Source organism: Streptomyces sp. NPDC058864, assembly GCF_042742985.1.
GTDB lineage: Bacteria > Actinomycetota > Actinomycetes > Streptomycetales > Streptomycetaceae > Actinacidiphila.
The window spans coordinates 36,152-51,343 of the sequence record NZ_JBHYMQ010000047.1 but is presented as its reverse complement, the minus strand read 5'-3'; the positions used below and the strand labels follow the sequence as shown (position 1 = coordinate 51,343).

General features: G+C 74.7%; 16 protein-coding genes. 11 read left to right on the top strand and 5 right to left on the bottom strand.

All coding sequences use genetic code 11. From position 1 onward, the window contains the following. Positions 1 to 348: 348 nt before the first annotated feature. The 4 genes from ACFW3D_RS28840 to ACFW3D_RS28825 all read left to right on the top strand — a co-directional run bounded on the left by ACFW3D_RS28840 (position 349) and on the right by ACFW3D_RS28825 (position 4,207). The gene (locus ACFW3D_RS28840) at positions 349 to 1,203 is read left to right on the top strand and encodes a serine hydrolase (RefSeq protein ID WP_500508777.1); all 855 of its coding nucleotides are present in this window, start codon (positions 349 to 351) and stop codon (positions 1,201 to 1,203) included. A gap of 270 nt (positions 1,204 to 1,473) precedes the next feature. Further along, the gene (locus ACFW3D_RS28835) at positions 1,474 to 2,121 is read left to right on the top strand and encodes a helix-turn-helix transcriptional regulator (protein WP_500508775.1); all 648 of its coding nucleotides are present in this window, start codon (positions 1,474 to 1,476) and stop codon (positions 2,119 to 2,121) included. Continuing rightward, positions 2,118 to 3,251 (top strand): aminotransferase class I/II-fold pyridoxal phosphate-dependent enzyme, encoded by a 1,134-nt coding sequence (locus ACFW3D_RS28830; RefSeq protein WP_500508773.1) that lies wholly within the window; start codon positions 2,118 to 2,120, stop codon positions 3,249 to 3,251. Before ACFW3D_RS28835 ends, ACFW3D_RS28830 begins: the two co-directional genes overlap by 4 nt. After that, positions 3,248 to 4,207 (top strand): ornithine cyclodeaminase family protein, encoded by a 960-nt coding sequence (locus ACFW3D_RS28825; RefSeq protein ID WP_500508770.1) that lies wholly within the window; start codon positions 3,248 to 3,250, stop codon positions 4,205 to 4,207. Before ACFW3D_RS28830 ends, ACFW3D_RS28825 begins: the two co-directional genes overlap by 4 nt. A 29-nt stretch (positions 4,208 to 4,236) precedes the next feature. On the opposite strand, the gene ACFW3D_RS28820 is transcribed toward ACFW3D_RS28825, so the two are convergent. Beyond that, positions 4,237 to 5,067, bottom strand: a complete 831-nt coding sequence (locus ACFW3D_RS28820) for a thioesterase family protein (RefSeq protein ID WP_500508813.1) — start codon at positions 5,065 to 5,067, stop codon at positions 4,237 to 4,239. 89 nt (positions 5,068 to 5,156) lie between these two features. Next, complete coding sequence (locus ACFW3D_RS28815) at positions 5,157 to 5,663, bottom strand: ATP-binding protein (protein ID WP_500508767.1); 507 nt, start codon at positions 5,661 to 5,663, stop codon at positions 5,157 to 5,159. A gap of 142 nt (positions 5,664 to 5,805) precedes the next feature. Between ACFW3D_RS28815 and ACFW3D_RS28810 the strand changes: the two genes are divergently transcribed. Then, entirely contained in the window at positions 5,806 to 6,423 is a 618-nt protein-coding gene (locus ACFW3D_RS28810) for a TetR/AcrR family transcriptional regulator (RefSeq protein ID WP_500508764.1), read from the top strand. 21 nt (positions 6,424 to 6,444) lie between these two features. Here ACFW3D_RS28810 and ACFW3D_RS28805 read toward each other — a convergent pair whose 3' ends face one another. After that, entirely contained in the window at positions 6,445 to 8,016 is a 1,572-nt protein-coding gene (locus ACFW3D_RS28805; protein ID WP_500508762.1) for a glycerol-3-phosphate dehydrogenase/oxidase, read from the bottom strand. Continuing rightward, positions 8,013 to 8,612 (bottom strand): TetR/AcrR family transcriptional regulator, encoded by a 600-nt coding sequence (locus ACFW3D_RS28800; RefSeq protein ID WP_500508759.1) that lies wholly within the window; start codon positions 8,610 to 8,612, stop codon positions 8,013 to 8,015. The genes ACFW3D_RS28805 and ACFW3D_RS28800 overlap by 4 nt, the downstream gene beginning before the upstream one ends. An 84-nt stretch (positions 8,613 to 8,696) precedes the next feature. On the opposite strand from ACFW3D_RS28800, the gene ACFW3D_RS28795 reads away from it, so the two are divergent. The 6 genes from ACFW3D_RS28795 to ACFW3D_RS28770 all read left to right on the top strand — a co-directional run bounded on the left by ACFW3D_RS28795 (position 8,697) and on the right by ACFW3D_RS28770 (position 14,598). Beyond that, positions 8,697 to 10,283 carry an FAD-binding oxidoreductase gene (locus ACFW3D_RS28795; protein WP_500508811.1) on the top strand — a complete coding sequence of 529 codons (1,587 nt, stop codon included), beginning with the start codon at positions 8,697 to 8,699 and terminating at the stop codon, positions 10,281 to 10,283. Positions 10,284 to 10,314: 31 nt separating this feature from the next. Further along, positions 10,315 to 11,196 (top strand): diacylglycerol kinase family protein, encoded by an 882-nt coding sequence (locus ACFW3D_RS28790; protein WP_500508757.1) that lies wholly within the window; start codon positions 10,315 to 10,317, stop codon positions 11,194 to 11,196. Positions 11,197 to 11,222: 26 nt separating this feature from the next. Next, complete coding sequence (locus tag ACFW3D_RS28785; protein WP_500508754.1) at positions 11,223 to 11,894, top strand: class I SAM-dependent methyltransferase; 672 nt, start codon at positions 11,223 to 11,225, stop codon at positions 11,892 to 11,894. A gap of 74 nt (positions 11,895 to 11,968) precedes the next feature. Beyond that, on the top strand, positions 11,969 to 12,742 hold the full coding sequence (locus ACFW3D_RS28780) for a MerR family transcriptional regulator (RefSeq protein WP_500508751.1): 774 nt from the start codon (positions 11,969 to 11,971) through the stop codon (positions 12,740 to 12,742). 45 nt (positions 12,743 to 12,787) lie between these two features. Continuing rightward, positions 12,788 to 13,549, top strand: coding sequence for a hypothetical protein (locus ACFW3D_RS28775; RefSeq protein ID WP_500508747.1), 762 nt, complete (start codon positions 12,788 to 12,790; stop codon positions 13,547 to 13,549). Positions 13,550 to 13,632: 83 nt separating this feature from the next. Then, entirely contained in the window at positions 13,633 to 14,598 is a 966-nt protein-coding gene (locus ACFW3D_RS28770) for an RNA polymerase sigma factor (RefSeq protein WP_500508744.1), read from the top strand. Between the two features lie 40 nt (positions 14,599 to 14,638). On the opposite strand, the gene ACFW3D_RS28765 is transcribed toward ACFW3D_RS28770, so the two are convergent. Beyond that, positions 14,639 to 15,139 carry a lamin tail domain-containing protein gene (locus tag ACFW3D_RS28765; RefSeq protein WP_500508742.1) on the bottom strand — a complete coding sequence of 167 codons (501 nt, stop codon included), beginning with the start codon at positions 15,137 to 15,139 and terminating at the stop codon, positions 14,639 to 14,641. Between the last annotated feature and the right edge of the window lie 53 nt (positions 15,140 to 15,192).

Genomic DNA, 15,192 nt, shown 5'->3' with positions numbered 1-15,192 from the left:
GGTCGTGGGCGACCGGGGTGACGCCCGTCCTCCCGGGTGGTGGCGCTGCCTCGGGGTCGCCGCTCCCGCGTCGCCGGCCGGCCGCCAACGGCGCCCCGCGGCCCGCGACTTGGGGGCGCCCGGCATGCCGCGGCGGCGGCGCGGAACGTCGTCACGCCGCCGCCCGGCAACGGCCCCCGGGGTGTGCCCCGGTGAACCGTCCGGCCACCCGCGGACCTCGCCGCGCCCGGCCCGCCGGGGCCCCCGCCGCACGGCCGGACGTAGCGGACATCACATCCCGTCCCGTCCAACCGTCCGCCCACACTGGGCAGTCAGCCCGGACGGCAGCAACCCGATGGACGGAGTGACATGGGTCATACGCGAATATCCCGGCGAGCCCTGGCAGCCGCGATCGTCGCAGGCGTCGCGGTTCCCGTGGCCGCGGGAGCCGCGACGGCGGAGGCCGCCGCCGCGACGCCTCGGGTGAGCTGCAGCTCGACGGCGCCCGGGCTGGCCGCGGAACTCCAGCGGGACATCACGACGGCCCTGGCGGGCGGCACCGCCCGTACCGCCGTCTCCCTGCACGACCGCACGACCGGCACGTCGTGCACGCTGCGCGCGGACCAGCACTTCGACTCCGCCAGCACGGTCAAGGTCACCGTCCTGGCGACCCTCCTGCGGGACGTGCAGCAGCACCACCGCCACCTCACCTCCCGTGAGGCCGGACTCGCCACCGCCATGATCACGAAGTCGGACAACGACGCCACGACCGCGCTGTGGAAGCAGCTCGGCGTCGCCAAGGTCAACGGCTTCCTGGCCGCCGCCGGGATGAGCCACACCGTGCCGGACGGGGCCGGGGCCTGGGGTCTCACCCAGATCACCGCCGGGGACGAGCAGAAGCTGCTGGACCTGCTCACCGCGCCGAACGCGGTGCTCGACGACGACGCACGCGCCTACGCCCTCAAGCTGATGAACCAGGTCGTCCCCGCCCAGCGGTGGGGCACCCCCGCGGGCGCGCCCGGCTCCGCTGCCGTCCACGTCAAGAACGGCTGGCTCTCCCGTGCCACCCATGGGTGGCGGGTGCACAGCCTGGGCGCCTTCACCGGCGGCGGGCACGACTACACCATCACCGTCCTCACCGACGACGACAAGACGATGGCCTCCGGCGTCGCCACCATCGAGGCCGTCTCCCGCGCGATCCACCACGACCTCGACGCCGCTTAGGCGTGCGGCCCGGGCTGAAGGCCCTGGAGCCGCTGCGCCGGGGCCCGGGAGCGCGCCGTGCCCATTGCCTCGGGCGGCCGCGGTCCGTGCGGTCCCCGCGTGCTGCCGGCGGAGGCGGGAAGCGCCCGCCCCGGCGGAGTGACGCCATCGGGCGCGTGACGGCTGCCGCACGACGGCGAGCCTTCCCTTGCCGCGTCGCAGGGTCCCAGGACCGCGCCCGTGGCTACCCCGGGCTGTACTTTCCGTCCAGACTGGACGTACAGTCCAGCCATGGAGAAGGTGCGAGTCGCCGAGAGCGACCCCCGGGTACGGCAGTGGGCCCCGGTGTGCCAGGCCGTGGCCCTGCTGCTGAGCCCCTACGCCGAGGTGGTCCTGCACGACGTGGCCGAAGACCGCGTGCTCGGCATCTGGAACCCGATGACGCGGCGCACCGCGGGAGACCCCTCGCTGCTGGGCGAACTCGACGGGCTGGACCCGTCCGCGCGGGACGTCTACGGGCCGTACGAGAAGCTGCTCGCCGACGGGCGCAGGCTCTCGTCCGTGAGCGCGGTCCTGCGGGACGCCGACGGCGAGCCCTCGGCGGTGCTGTGCGTCAACCTCGACCGGACGCCGCTGGAGCAGGCGGCGTCGGTGCTCACCGCCTTCGCCGCGCCCACCGTGCCGCGCCCCGAGCCGCTGTTCGAGCAGGACTGGACCGAGCACGTGCAGCGGACCGTCGGCACCTACACCCGTGAGCGGGGCTGCCCGGTGGAACGCCTCGGCCGCGAGGACCGCCTCGCGATCCTCGAAGAACTCGACCGGGCCGGGGTGTTCGCGATGCGCCGCGCGGTGCCCGTCGTGGCCGGCGCGCTTCAGGCGTCGCGCTCCACCGTCTACGCCCTGCTCGCCGATCTCAAAGCACAGAGGAAGCACCCGTGAGCCGACTGCCCGACTTCCGGCTGGAAACGTACTTCTCCCGCTGGGAGTTCACCGCCCGTCATCATCTGACCGCCTCCGACGCGGAGACCATGACCCTCCCCGCGCTGCTGGAACTCGCCGACGCCGAGGACCGGCACGCCTGGGAGACGCTCTCCCTCGGGTACACGCAGACCTACGGCGATCCCGGGCTGCGCGAAGCGATCGCCGCGACCTACGAACGGGCCGGAGCCGAGGACGTGATCTGCTTCGCCGGCGCGGAGGAGGCGCTCTACCTGGCGATGCAGGTGCTCCTCGGGCCCGGGGACCACGCGGTCGTCGTCACCCCCAACTACCAGGCCGCCGAGACCGTGCCGCTCTCGCTGTGCGAGGTGACGGGCGTGCCGCTCGACCCCGAGCGGGACTGGGCCCTGGACGTGGACCGGGTGGCTGCGGCGCTCCGCCCCCACACCCGCGTCGTCTCCGTGAACTTCCCCAACAACCCGACCGGCAAGGTCATCGGCGGCGCCGAGTTCGCGCGCCTGGCCGAGCTCTGCGACGAGCGCGGCATCCACCTGTTCAGCGACGAGGTCTACCGCGGTCTCGAACGCGACCCGGCCCGCACCCTGCCGCAGGCCGCCGACCTGTCGGAACGGGCGCTGTCGCTGAACGTCACGTCCAAGTCGCTCGGCCTGCCCGGGCTGCGGATCGGCTGGATCGCCTGCCGGGACCGGGAGTTGCGCTCGCGCCTGGAGCGCGCCAAGCACTACACCACCATCTGCAACGCCGCGCCCAGCGAGGTGCTCGCCCGGATCGCCCTCAAGGCCCGCGGCCGGATCCTGGACCGCAACCGCGCCCTGATCGCCGCCAACCTCCCGCTCTTCGACGCCTTCTTCGCCGAGTTCGACGACCTGTTCACGTGGCGGGCCCCGGACGGCGGCTGCGTCGCCTACCCCCGCTACCTCGGCGCCGAGGGCGTGGAGCGCTTCTGCACCGAACTGGTCGAGCAGGCGGGGGTCCTGCTGCTCCCCGCGAGCATCTACCGCTCCGAACTCACCGAGACGCCCGCCGACCGCTTCCGCGTCGGCATCGGGCGCCGCGACCCCGCACCCGCCCTGGACGCCTTCGCCGCCTGGCTGCGAGCGCGCCGATGACCGTACCCGTCCTGGGCCCGGACGAGATCGGCGCCGCCGCGCGGCCGGGGCTGGTGCTGGACGCCGTCCGCGCCGCGCTGATCGCCCACGCGGCCGGCCGCACCACGGTGCCGCCGCCTACGCATCTGACCTTCCCCGCCGCGGACGGCGACTGCCACGTGAAGACGGGCTGGCTCGACGGGTCCGACGACTTCACCGTGAAGATCGCCTCGGGCTTCTACCGCAACCCGCAGCGCGGCGAACCCGTCAACCACGGCCTGGTCTGCGTCATCAGCGCGCACACCGGCCGGGTCCGCGCCGTCCTGGACGACGGCGGACGCCTCACCGCCTGGCGCACGGCTGCCGCCGGTGCCCTCGCCGGCCACGCCCTGGCCCGCCCCGGCGCCCGCACCGTCGGGGTGTTCGGCACCGGCGAGCAGGCCCGGCTGCAGGTGCGGTGGCTGGCGATGCTGCGCCCCGTCGGCCGGGTCCTCGTCCACGGCCGGGACGAACGCCGGGCGGCCGCCCTCTGCGAGCATCTCGCCGCACACGGGCTGGATGCCGTCCCCGCTTCCGCGGCGGAGGCCGCGGGCGCCGACATCGTCGTCACCGCGACGCCGGCCACCGTCCCGGTGCTGGACGCCGACGCGGTCCGTCCCGGGGCGCACGTCACCGCCGTCGGCGCGGACATGCCGCACAAGAACGAACTGCCGCCCGCGCTCTTCGCCCGCGCCGGCGTCATCGCCACCGACGACCACGAGCAGTGCCTCCACCACGGTGACCTCGGGCACGCCGTCCGCGCCGGCGCGGTCCGGGAGGACGCCGACGTCCCGCTCGGTGCGCTGCTCCGCACCCCACCGGGCCGCACCGACCGCACCGAACGCACCGACGCCGCCGTGACGATCGCCGACCTCACGGGCGTCGGCGCCCTCGACGCCGCCGTCGCCTCCGCCGTGGTCCGGGAAATCCTGCACTGATGGGGTGCCGGGCGGCGGCCCGGTCCGTCCTATCGGCGCGGGGCGACGAACAGGCTCTGCACGCCGCGCCCGATGGGGCCCTGCTCGTCGTGGAGGGAGGTCTCCGCCATGCCCACCCCGTACGGGTCGACCGTGGTGCGGGCGTCGAGGCAGACCCACTCGCCCACCGGGTGGCGGTGCAGGTGGACGGTGAGGTCGGGGTTGACGAAGAGGTGCGTGGAGAAGTCCAGCACATTGCTCACGCCGTTGCCGGAGTCCGCGGCGACCAGCACACGATCCAGAGGAGTGGTCTTCTCACCCGCGACGAGCGGCACGCGCATCCGCAGCCAGCAGGTGGCGGGGCCGCGGCCGAGGAAGGAACCGGCGGCGAAGCGGGCCTCCATGGCCGTGTGGTAACCGGTGTCCCACGGCACGGGGAAGAACGGCTCGGGGCGGGCCTGCCCGGGTCCGGGAACGGCGGGCCCCGGGGCGCCGGCGCCGGGATCGCCGCTCGGGTCCGCGGCGGGTACGGTGCCGGGCGCGGTGCGGATGCGAAGGGCCCGTGCGCGCATGACCTCCGCGCCCCCGTCCGGCGCCAGGGAGGCCTCGACCAGCTCCACGCTGCGGCCCTCGCGGAGCACGCGGGTGGTCACGGTGAGCGGGGCGAGCGGCACCGGGCTGTGGATCTCGAAGGTGATCCGGACCAGGCGCATGTCCTCGCGGGCGCCCGGACGCGTCTGCACCGCGCGGCCGAGCAATGCCGCGGGTGGCCCGGCGTGCTGGCTCGCGGCGTCCCAGGGGCCGCGTGTGCGACCGGTCGGGACGAAGCGCTCGTCCGCCACCCGCTCGAAGAAGGCCTCGACATCACTGTGGTCCGGCATGCTCACCGCTGCTCTCCCGCCCGCTGACGACGGAACAGAGGCTACTGGCGGGTAAGTGCCGTGTCACCCGGGCGGGCCTGTCCGTCCCGTCAGGCGGCGGGCACCGTCAGCTCGAACCACGTCGTCTTGCCGGTCGCCGTCCGGTCGGTGCCCCAGGCGTCGCTGAGCAGGTCGAGGATCTCCATGCCGCGTCCGCCCTCCGCGTCGCTGCCGGCGGCACGGCGGACGGCGGCGCGGGGGCTGACGTCCTCGACCTCGCACCGCAGGGAGGCGTCCTGGACGAGCAGGTTCAGCCGGACCGGCCCGCGCGCGTGCCGCAGGGCGTTGGTGACCAGCTCGCTGACCAGGAGTTCCACGGTGTCGGCGAGAGCGTCGAGGCCCCACTCGCCCGTCTGCGCCGTGACCAGCCTGCGGGCGCGGCCGACGGAGGTCAGCTCGCGCTCCAGAGGCCACGAGGAGTCCCGGGCCGTGATGCGCCCGGCCGGAGCGTGCAGGGGACGCACGGGCTCCAGGGCCCGGGACCACAGCCTGAACTGCCTGGCGAGCCAGGACGCGGGGATGCGCGTCTCGTCCGTGCCGACGGCCTGGGCGGCCATGGGGATCATTCCCTTCTCTGCCGGGGCCGAGGGCCCGGCGACCTTTCCTGTAGCACCCGCTACATCTATCAAATATACATGTAGCGGGTGCTACGGTAAAGAAAGCGGCAAATAGTTATGAATCGGCCATCCGGAGGATGTGATGTCACGACGGGCCGATCCCGCCAAGCGGCGGGAACTCCTCGACCGTGTGCGGGAGTACGTGGTCGCGCACGGCCTCGCGGACCTGTCCCTGCGGCCGATGGCCAGGGCGCTGGGCACCAGCGACCGGATGCTCCTCTACTACTTCGGAACCAAGGAACGCCTGGTCGCCGAGGCGCTCGCGCTGGACGCCGACCGGCCGATCCTGCGCTTCCGCAGGATCGTCGCCGCCGTCGGCACCCCCCGGGACGCGGCCGGCACGCGGCGCCTGGCGGAGGCGGTGTGGCAGGAGCTCCGCAGCCCGGAGCGCCGTGCGCTGCTGCCGCTGTACTTCCAGACGATGGCCGCCTCCATGCTGCGGCCCGAGCGGCACGGCCCCTATCTGGGCGGCCTGATCACCGAGTGGACCGAGCTCTTCGTCCCCGTCTTCGAGAGCCTGGGCATCAGCGGGGAACGTGCCCGCATCGAAGCCCGCATGCTGGTGGACGGCGCCTTCGGAATGCTCGTCGCGTTCCTCGCCGACGGCGACGAGGAGCGCGCGGACCGCGCTTTCGGTACGTTCCTCGACCGCCTCGAAGCCGGCTGGTGCGCCGGGTCCGCACCTCCGGGAGCGCCGTGACCCCGTGATCCCGGGCCGGGTTCAGCCGCCGGCCAGTGCCTCCTCGGCCGCCTTCAGCGCCGTGTCGCGGTCGGCCGGCACGAGCCCGACGCGGGTCCGCCGGTCGAGGAGGTCGCCGGTGTCGAGCGCCCCCTCGTGCCGTACGGCCCACATCAGTTCGGCGCGTGTGACGGGGTGACCGGGGACGATCCGCTCCCGCAGGGCGGGGTCGGCTGCGCCGAGGGCGTGCACGGCGGGGGCCTCGGTGCCGTAGCGCTGCACCAGGCGGCGCGGTGCCTTGAGGCCGGTGAGCACGTGCGGCGCGGCGGCGCCCACGAGGGGGAGCGACGTGGTCCGGCAGCGCCCGGCGCCGAGCCCGCGGGCCGCGACGGCCGCGTCGACGGCGTCCTGGGCCATCCGGCGGTAGGTGGTGAGCTTGCCGCCGACCACGGTCACCACCCCCTCGGCGGAGGTGAGCACCGCGTGCTTGCGAGAGATGTCGGCGGTGCGGCCCGAGCCGTCGGCCGCGGTGTCGAGCAGCGGGCGCAGCCCGGCGAACGCGCCCACCACGTCGTCCCGGTGGACGGGTACGTCGAGCGCCGTGCCGAGCACGTCGAGCAGGAAGCCGATGTCCGTCTCGGGCACCTCCGGCACGTCGGGGACGGCGCCGTCGACCGGCTCGTCGGTCAGCCCCACGTAGACCCGGCCGTCGCCCTGCGGCAGGACGAGCACAAAGCGGTTGGACTCGCCGGGGATCGGTATGTGCAGGCCCGCGGGCAGGCCGCCGAGACCGTCGGAGCGCAGGACCAGATGCGTGCCCCGGGAGGGCCGCAGCCGTACGCCGTCGACCAGGCCGCCCGCCCACACGCCGGAGGCGTTGACCACCGCGCGGGCCCGGATCGTGTGCTCCTCGCCGGTCAGTTCGTCGCGGACGAGGGCGCCCGAGCCGCTGAGCGAGACCGCCCGCACCCGCGTCAGGACGCGCGCCCCGTGCGCCGCCGCGGTGCGGGCTATCGCGGTCACCAGGCGGGCGTCGTCGGCGAGTTGGCCATCCCATGACAGCAGGCCCCCGCGCAGCCCAGCGGTGCGCAGGGCGGGCGCGAGGTGGCGGGTCTCCACCGCCGACAGCCTGCGCGGCGCGGGGAGGGTGGCCCGCGCCGTCCGCGCCGACAGGCGCAGTGCGTCGCCGGCCCGGAAGCCGGACCAGGCCAGTGCGGCCTGGCCGCGCGAGACCAGCGGCGTCAGCGGCAGCACGAAGGGCTGGGCGCGGACGAGGTGGGGGGCGGTGCGCTCCATCAGCACGCCGCGCTCCACCGCGCTCTCGTACGCCACGTCCAACTGGCCGGAGGCCAGGTAGCGCAGGCCGCCGTGGATCAGCTTGGAACTCCACCGGGAGGTGCCGAACGCCAGGTCGTGGGCGTCGATCGCGGCGACCGACAGCCCGCGGGACGCCGCGTCCAGGGCCGCGCCGGCGCCGGTGGCGCCGAGGCCGACGACGAGGACGTCCACCTGCTCGCCGGCGGCGAGTTCCGCGAGTCCGCGGGCGCGCCGCGCGGCGGTGAGCGAGGACGCGGGGGAGGCGGCCGGGCTGCTCATGGGACTCGTGGGGCTCATGGGGCGAGGGTCCTCTCCAGGATGTCCCGCAGCTCCCCGAGGAAGGCCGCGGAGTTCAGGTCGGGATCGTCCTCGTCGGTCATGGTGCGCAGCGAGAGCGTGAACGACTGGACGACCAGCAGCACGGAACGGGCCTGCCGGACGAGGTGGTCGGCCCGGACGGAGCCGTCGGCGTGGCCCTCCGCCAGGGCGTCGGTGATGAGCTCCACCAGCGCGTCCTGGCTGGCCCCCCGGCGGTCCAGCACGTAGGGGAGGAGCAGTTCGGGGTCGACGTCGAGGATCTTGACGAACAGCGGGTGGGCGCGGAAGGCGCGCACCCCCGCCACCAGCCCCTCGACCAGGTGTGCCCGGACGCCGGCGCCCCCGCGCCGCTCGGGCATCGCCTCCACGGCGACCGAGACCCACTCGCGGGTCATCAGGTCGCCGACCAGGGTGCGCACGTCGGGCCACCGCCGGTAGAGCGTCATGCGGGAGACGCCGGCCCGGCGGGCCACGTCGGTCAGGGTCGTGCGGCGGACGCCGACGGCCAGGACGCAGTCGCGGACCGCGTCGAGCACCGGATCGCTGTCCGCATGGTTGTGACGAATAGGCGCCATGTGTCACAGTGTAACGCCCAGTGAGGGTCGCAGGAGTCGGCACCCCCAGAAGCAGAGACGACCGGTGAGGACGAGCCCGTGGACATGTTGTGGAGTGGCTGGGGCGACCCGGCCGAAGCGGCCCCGCTGCCCGACACCGTGACCGGACTGCTGCGCGACCTGCTGGGCGTCAAGCCCCGGGGCGCGGAACCCGCCGCGTTGCAGGACATCGCCGTACCCGATTCCCCGCTCACCGACGCGGCCCTGCAGGACCTCGCCGACTGCGTGGGCGATCCGGCCCACGTGCGCACGGACGCCGAGACCCGGATCCGCCACACGCGCGGCAAGTCCACCCCCGACCTGCTGCGCATCCGGGGCGGCGACGCCGGCGACGCCCCGGCGGCCGTCGTGCTGCCCGCCGGCCACGACGAGGTCCTGGCGGTCCTCGCCGTCTGCGCCGAACACGGCCTCGCCGTCGTCCCCTTCGGCGGCGGCACCTCCGTCGTCGGCGGCCTCGCCCCGCTGCGCGGGCGCCCCTTCGTCGCGCTGGACCTGCGCCGCATGAACCGGCTGCTGTCGCTCGACGCCGTCTCGCGGACCGCGATCCTCCAGCCGGGGCTGCGTGCCCCCGAGGCCGAGGCGCTCCTCGCCGAACAGGGCTTCACCCTCGGCCACTTCCCCCAGTCCTACGAATGGGCCACCATCGGCGGATTCGCCGCCGCCCGCTCCAGCGGCCAGGCGTCCGCCGGCTACGGACGCTTCGACGAGATGGTGCTCGGTCTGACCGTCGCCACGCCGCAGGGCACCCTCGACGCCGGCCGGGCCCCCCGTTCCGCGGCCGGACCCGACCTGCGCCAGCTCGTCCTGGGATCCGAGGGCGCCCTCGGCGTCATCACCTCCGTGACGGTGCGCATCCGCCCGCTTCCCGAGGTCAAGGTCTACGAGGGCTGGCGGTTCGCCTCCTTCGCAGAGGGCGCCGCGGCGCTGCGCCGGCTCGCCCAGGACGGGCCCCGCCCGACGGTGCTCCGCCTGTCCGACGAGACCGAGACGATGGTCGGCCTCGCCCACCCCGACGCCATCGGCTCGGAAGGGGCCGCGACCGCCGGCTGCACGGCGATCGCCGGCTACGAGGGCACCGCGCAGGACACCGCGCTGCGCCGGGAGCAGGCCGCGGCCGTACTGCGCGAGTGCGGCGGCGAGTACCTGGGCGAGGAGCCCGGCGAGCGCTGGGCGCACGGCCGCTTCTCCGCCCCCTACCTTCGGGACTCGCTCCTCGACGCGGGCGCCTTCGCCGAGACCCTGGAGACCGCCGGCTTCTGGTCCCGGATCGCCGAGCTGTACGACTCCGTGCGCGAGGCCCTCACCACGACGCTGGCGGCGGCCGGGACGCCGCCACTGGTGATGTGCCACATCTCGCACGTCTACGAGAACGGCGCCTCGCTCTACTTCACCGTCGTCTCGGCGCAGGGCGAGGACCCCGTGGCGCACTGGACCCCCGCCAAGGAGGCCGCCAACGAGGCCATCCTCGCCGCTGGCGGCACCATCAGCCACCACCACGGCGTGGGCACCGACCACCGCGACTGGTACGTACGGGAGGCGGGTCCGCTCGGCATCGAGGCCCTGCGCGCCGTCAAGGACGCGCTCGACCCCGACGGGCTCCTCAACCCCGGCATCCTGCTGCCCACCCGCTGACCCCGTCCCGCCGTCCCCGGAGGCACGCCACATGCGACAGTTCACGGCCGTCGTCAACCCCACCGCCGGGGGTTCCACCGGGGCGGCAGCCCTCCTCCCGCTGGCGAAACTGCTCCGGGAGGCGGGCGCGGAACTGGAGACCGCGTACAGCGACAGCCTCCGGCACGCGCAGGACCTGGCGCGCACGGCCGGCGAGCGCGGCCACGTCGTCCTGGCCGTCGGCGGCGACGGCATCGCGGGCGGCATCGGCGGCGCGCTCAGCGGCACCGGCGCCGTCCTCGGCCTCGTCCCCGCCGGCCGCGGCAACGACTTCGCGCGCGCCCTCGGCCTCCCCTCCGGGCCCGCCGAACTCGCCCGCATCCTGCTGCGGAACGAGCCGCGCGCCGTCGACACCATCGAGGTCGAGTCGGCGGTCCACGACCGGACCGTCGTCCTCGGCAGCGTCTACGCCGGTGTCGACGCCGTCGCCAACCACCACGCCAACACCGCCCGGCTGCTGCGCGGTCCGGCCTCCTACTACGCGGGCGGCCTGCGCGCGGTGGCCTGCTGGCGCGCCGCCGCCTACCGCGTCACCGTCGACGGCGTCGTCCACGAACGCCGCGGCTACACCGTCGTCGCCGCCAACTCCGGCTACTACGGCTCCGGCCGGGCCATCGCGCCCGCCGCCCGGGTCGACGACGGGCTGCTCGACGTCGTCATGATCCACGACGCGCCGCGCCGCCTCTTCTTCGCGCTGATGAACGAACTCAAGACCGGTGCGCACGTCGAGCGCCCCGAGGTCGAGATCGTGCGCGGCAAGGAGATCCGCATCGAGGCCGACCGCGCCGTCCCGTACGGCGCGGACGGCGAGGTGGAGGCCGCCCTCCCGGTCACCGCGCGGATCCGGCCGGGAGCCCTTCGGGTGCTGTGCTGATCCCCTGCGGTGAGTAGGCTCGCCCGGTGCCCGAACACGACTGCGAACACGCCTACCTCGCCGCGGTCCGGGAGTCGTACGACACCGTCGCCGCTGACTACGCCGCCAAGGTCAGCACCCCCGACGGCCTGGATCCGCTCTCCCGCGCCATGCTGGCCGCCTTCGCCGAGACCGTCCGCACCGCCGGCCGGGGCCCGCTGGCGGACCTGGGATGCGGCCCGGGACACGTGACGGCGCACCTCGCCGCACTGGGAGTGCCCGCGTACGGCGTCGACCTGTCACCGCGGATGGTCGAACTGGCCCGGCGGGCCCACCCGCACCTGCGCTTCACGGTCGGCTCCATGACCGCGCTCGACATCGACGACGACGCACTCGGCGCCGCCCTCGCCTACTACTCCACCCACCACACGCCGCCCGGACTGCTGCCCGTCGTCTTCGCCGAGATCCACCGCGTCCTGACACCCGGCGGCCACCTGATGCTCGCCGGCTGGGCGGGCGAGGACGAGCACCTCCGCCCCGAGCACGCGTACGGCGGCCACCCGGTCTCCTACGCGCTGCACATGCTGCCGCCCCCGCGGATCGCCGCGCTGCTCGAGGGGGCCGGCCTCACCGTCACGGCACGCCTCGTGCAGGAACCCGGCGCCGGAGCGAAGCGCCCCGTCGCCACGTTCCTGGCGGAGAAGCCGCGACGCCCCTGAGGCGTCCACACCGGCCGGAGCCCCCGCGCGGCGGGCTTGAACCGGCCGTAACGGGAGGTCATAGCGTTGTCCGCGTGATCGGGAACGACGACTACCGGCGCCTGTGGAGCATCGGCGAGGTGGCCCGCGCCACCGGAACGACCATCCGCACACTGCGCCACTACGACGAGATCGGCCTGCTCGGGGCGAGCGCACGCACCGCCTCGGGACACCGCCGGTACACCGGGCAGGACGTGCGGCGGCTCTACCGGGTGCGTGCCCTGCGCGCGCTCGGGCTGCCGCTGGACGAGATCCAGCGCGTCCTCGCGGACACCGCGGAGGACCTCGGGTCGATACGCGACCTGCTGACCGCCCAGCTGTCCGCCCTGGAGGCGCAGGCCGGACGGATCCAGCGGCTCACCGCGCAGCTCCGCGGGCTCCTCGGGCGGATCGAGGAGACGTCGATGCCCGATCCCGAGCAGTTCATGACGACCCTGGAGATGATGTCCGTGTTCGAGACCCACTTCACCACCGAGCAGCAGGAACAACTGGCCGCGCGCAGGGCCGGGATCGGCCCGGAGGGAGTCGAGGCCGCGAGAACCGAGTGGGCCGGGCTCGTGGAGGCCCTGCTGTCGCACGCGGAGGCGGGCACCCCCGTCGGCGACCCGGAGGTCGCGGACCTGGTCGCCCGGTGGGACGCCCTGGGCAGCCGCTTCCACGCCGCGGGCGAGGACGGCGAGGCGACCAAGGCCGCCGCGCGGCGGCTCTGGGACGAACGCGGCGAGGAACTCGCCCGGAACCTGCCGTGGTCCCCGGACCGGATGCGGGTCCTGCTGCGGTACGTGGAGCAGGTCCGCGAGGCCGACTAGGCTGATGCGTCCGGGGGTTGGGGGAGGGGGAGCCCGATGGACGGGATGTCGCGACGACCGGACGGGCCGCTCTCGCGCGGGCCGCGGAGTCCGTGGGGCGCGGCGGCCGGACCGCCCGGCGGAAGGGTGCACCGGCCCGGTGACCTCAGCGTCTCCCCGGGGCCGGACCGGCACCACTACTGGGCCCTGCTGCCCGACGGGGTCCGCGCCCAGCTGGCGCACGGGGCGGGCACCGTCCTGGAGTGGTGGGCGCACGCGGCGGACGGCGGCGGGATCCAGGCCGTCGTGCTGGGCACCGAGGGCTTGAGCGTGGCCGAGCCGGCGGCCGGTGCGGGCCCCTCGGTGCGCACCCTCCGGCTCGATCCGGACTCCTTCGTCACCCAGTCCTTCCGGAGCGGCCCCCCGACCCCCACGGCGCGCTCCGCCGGCCTCGGGGCCGCCGCCTCGCTGCTCTCGGGGAGGCCGACGGGGACACCACCGCCCCCGGCACCGGAGGCCGCGGAGGCGGAACCCGAGCTCACCCAGGAGGCCAGGGACTTCCTCGGCAACCTGCCCCCGGGTGCCCAGCGCTTCCTGCAGCAGCCCTTCCTCGGCGACGACCGCCACGTCGCCACCCGGTGGTACTTCTACGAGCAGCCCGTCGCCGGAAGCCTCTCGGAGATGTCCGTCCGGTGCCACCTGGAGGGACGCCGCGCGGTGACCTTCCTGTCCGGCACCCGCCGTCTGCCGCGGGGCGCGCCATCCATGCAGGCCCACTGGGCGGTCGTGTGCCGCCGCGCGGCCGTGCTTCCCCCGGCGGTCCGCTGAGGCCCGCCGGGCAGGGCCGTTTCCGGGTCGTCGCGCCGACGCCGTAGCATCCGCTGGAGAGGGACGACGCCGGAAGGGACGCGATGAGCCTGGACGAGTCCGTGGCGGCACGCGCCGAGGACGTGGCGCTCACCCGGGCCGCCCAGGCCGGTGACGTCACGGCGCTCGGCGTGCTCCTGGAGCGCCACCGGGCCGGCATGCGAGCCGTCGCCCTGAGCATCCTGGGCCCCGGGCCCGACGTCGACGACGTGCTGCAGGACGCCGCGCTGACGGCACTGCGCCGCGTGGGCGACGTCCGCGACCCCGCCGCGGTAGGGCCGTGGCTGCGGATGGTCGTCCGCAACGGCGCACGTTCCCTGCTGCGCGACGCGGTCCCCACAGGGCCGGTCGACGACCTCGTCCTGCGCGCGGCGGACTCCGACCCCGGGCGGTGGCTGGAGCGCAACGCGCTGCGGGACTGGGTCTGGGAGGCCATCGAGCAGCTGTCCCCGGCGCTGCGGCTGCCGCTCGTACTGCGCCACTTCACCACCGGCGTCAGCTCGTACGAGCAGATCGCCTCGGCCTGCGGGCTGCCCGTGGGCACCGTGCGCAGCCGGCTCAGCCAGGCCCGGGCCAAGCTCGCCCTGGCGCTCGCCGACACGGCGGACGGCGCCCACGACGACACCGCCCGGCGCACCAGCGCCAGCACGACCGAGGCCCACGAGACCCTGGCCGCGGCCGAACGCGGCCACTTCGCAGACCTCCTGCGCGAACGCTGGTCCCCCGAGGTCGCCCTGCTCAGCGGGAAGGAGCGGGTGGGGGACAGGGACCTGCTGATCCGCGGTATGGACTGCGACCTGACCGCCGGGGTCCGTCAGCGCCTTGCCCACGCCGTCGCCGGGCGCTCACTGACCGTCTGGGAGATGGACATCGTCAACCCGCCGGACAATCCCGGCCACTGCCCGCCCGCCGTCGCCTGGCTGATGACCCACGACTCCGCGGGCCGGGTCGACCGCCTGCGCCTCCACCACCCCCGCCCCGTGCCGATCCCCGGCGCCGCGGCCGCGTGAGCCGAACCGGGGCGGGCGTCCGGGGCGGGGTGGCCGCGCCTCAGCTGTGGAAGCGGATGTAGCCGTTGCCGTCGGCGTCCGAGCCGCTCTTGGTGTACGCGTGGACGTCCGAGCGGCTGCCGGAGGGCTTGTAGAGGTAGACCGTGTCGCGGTCGTTGTTCCACAGGAAGTTGCAGTTGCCGCGGTAGACCACGTTGTTCTTGTCGGAGTCCGTGCCGTGGCCGCCGCGGAGCTTCACGTAGTCGCCGGGCTGGAGGTAGTGGTTCGCGGTGAAGACGAAACGGTTGCCGGTGGCGTCCTTGACGACGTAGCCCCTGAGGTTGACCGTCGCCGAGGCCGAGTAGTTCTTGATCGTCAGGTACTCCTCGCGGGTGTTGCCGGAGGAGCAGCTGTTGGAGTCCCGTCCGGGCGCGTCGTACTGCGCCCCGCGGATCTTGAGGGCCGAGCTGTACTCGGCGGCGTGTGCCTGGGTCGGTATGAGGACGGCGGTCGCGCAGGCGGCGGCGAACGCGGCCACACCGATGCGGGCGTGCTTGGTCATGTATTCCCCCCTGTTGGGAACGGGCCGCGCCCGGGTCACGCGCGCGGCGGAAG

Bases quoted from the DNA above. Each gene is read 5' to 3' on its own strand.
- ACFW3D_RS28840 (WP_500508777.1), top strand. From the start codon at position 349: ATGGGTCATACGCGAATATCCCGGCGAGCCCTGGCAGCCGCGATCGTC.
- ACFW3D_RS28835 (WP_500508775.1), top strand. From the start codon at position 1,474: ATGGAGAAGGTGCGAGTCGCCGAGAGCGACCCCCGGGTACGGCAGTGG.
- ACFW3D_RS28825 (WP_500508770.1), top strand. From the start codon at position 3,248: ATGACCGTACCCGTCCTGGGCCCGGACGAGATCGGCGCCGCCGCGCGG.
- ACFW3D_RS28820 (WP_500508813.1), bottom strand. From the start codon at position 5,067: ATGCCGGACCACAGTGATGTCGAGGCCTTCTTCGAGCGGGTGGCGGAC.
- ACFW3D_RS28815 (WP_500508767.1), bottom strand. From the start codon at position 5,663: ATGGCCGCCCAGGCCGTCGGCACGGACGAGACGCGCATCCCCGCGTCC.
- ACFW3D_RS28810 (WP_500508764.1), top strand. From the start codon at position 5,806: ATGTCACGACGGGCCGATCCCGCCAAGCGGCGGGAACTCCTCGACCGT.
- ACFW3D_RS28805 (WP_500508762.1), bottom strand. From the start codon at position 8,016: ATGAGCCCCACGAGTCCCATGAGCAGCCCGGCCGCCTCCCCCGCGTCC.
- ACFW3D_RS28800 (WP_500508759.1), bottom strand. From the start codon at position 8,612: ATGGCGCCTATTCGTCACAACCATGCGGACAGCGATCCGGTGCTCGAC.
- ACFW3D_RS28795 (WP_500508811.1), top strand. From the start codon at position 8,697: ATGTTGTGGAGTGGCTGGGGCGACCCGGCCGAAGCGGCCCCGCTGCCC.
- ACFW3D_RS28790 (WP_500508757.1), top strand. From the start codon at position 10,315: ATGCGACAGTTCACGGCCGTCGTCAACCCCACCGCCGGGGGTTCCACC.
- ACFW3D_RS28775 (WP_500508747.1), top strand. From the start codon at position 12,788: ATGTCGCGACGACCGGACGGGCCGCTCTCGCGCGGGCCGCGGAGTCCG.
- ACFW3D_RS28770 (WP_500508744.1), top strand. From the start codon at position 13,633: ATGAGCCTGGACGAGTCCGTGGCGGCACGCGCCGAGGACGTGGCGCTC.
- ACFW3D_RS28765 (WP_500508742.1), bottom strand. From the start codon at position 15,139: ATGACCAAGCACGCCCGCATCGGTGTGGCCGCGTTCGCCGCCGCCTGC.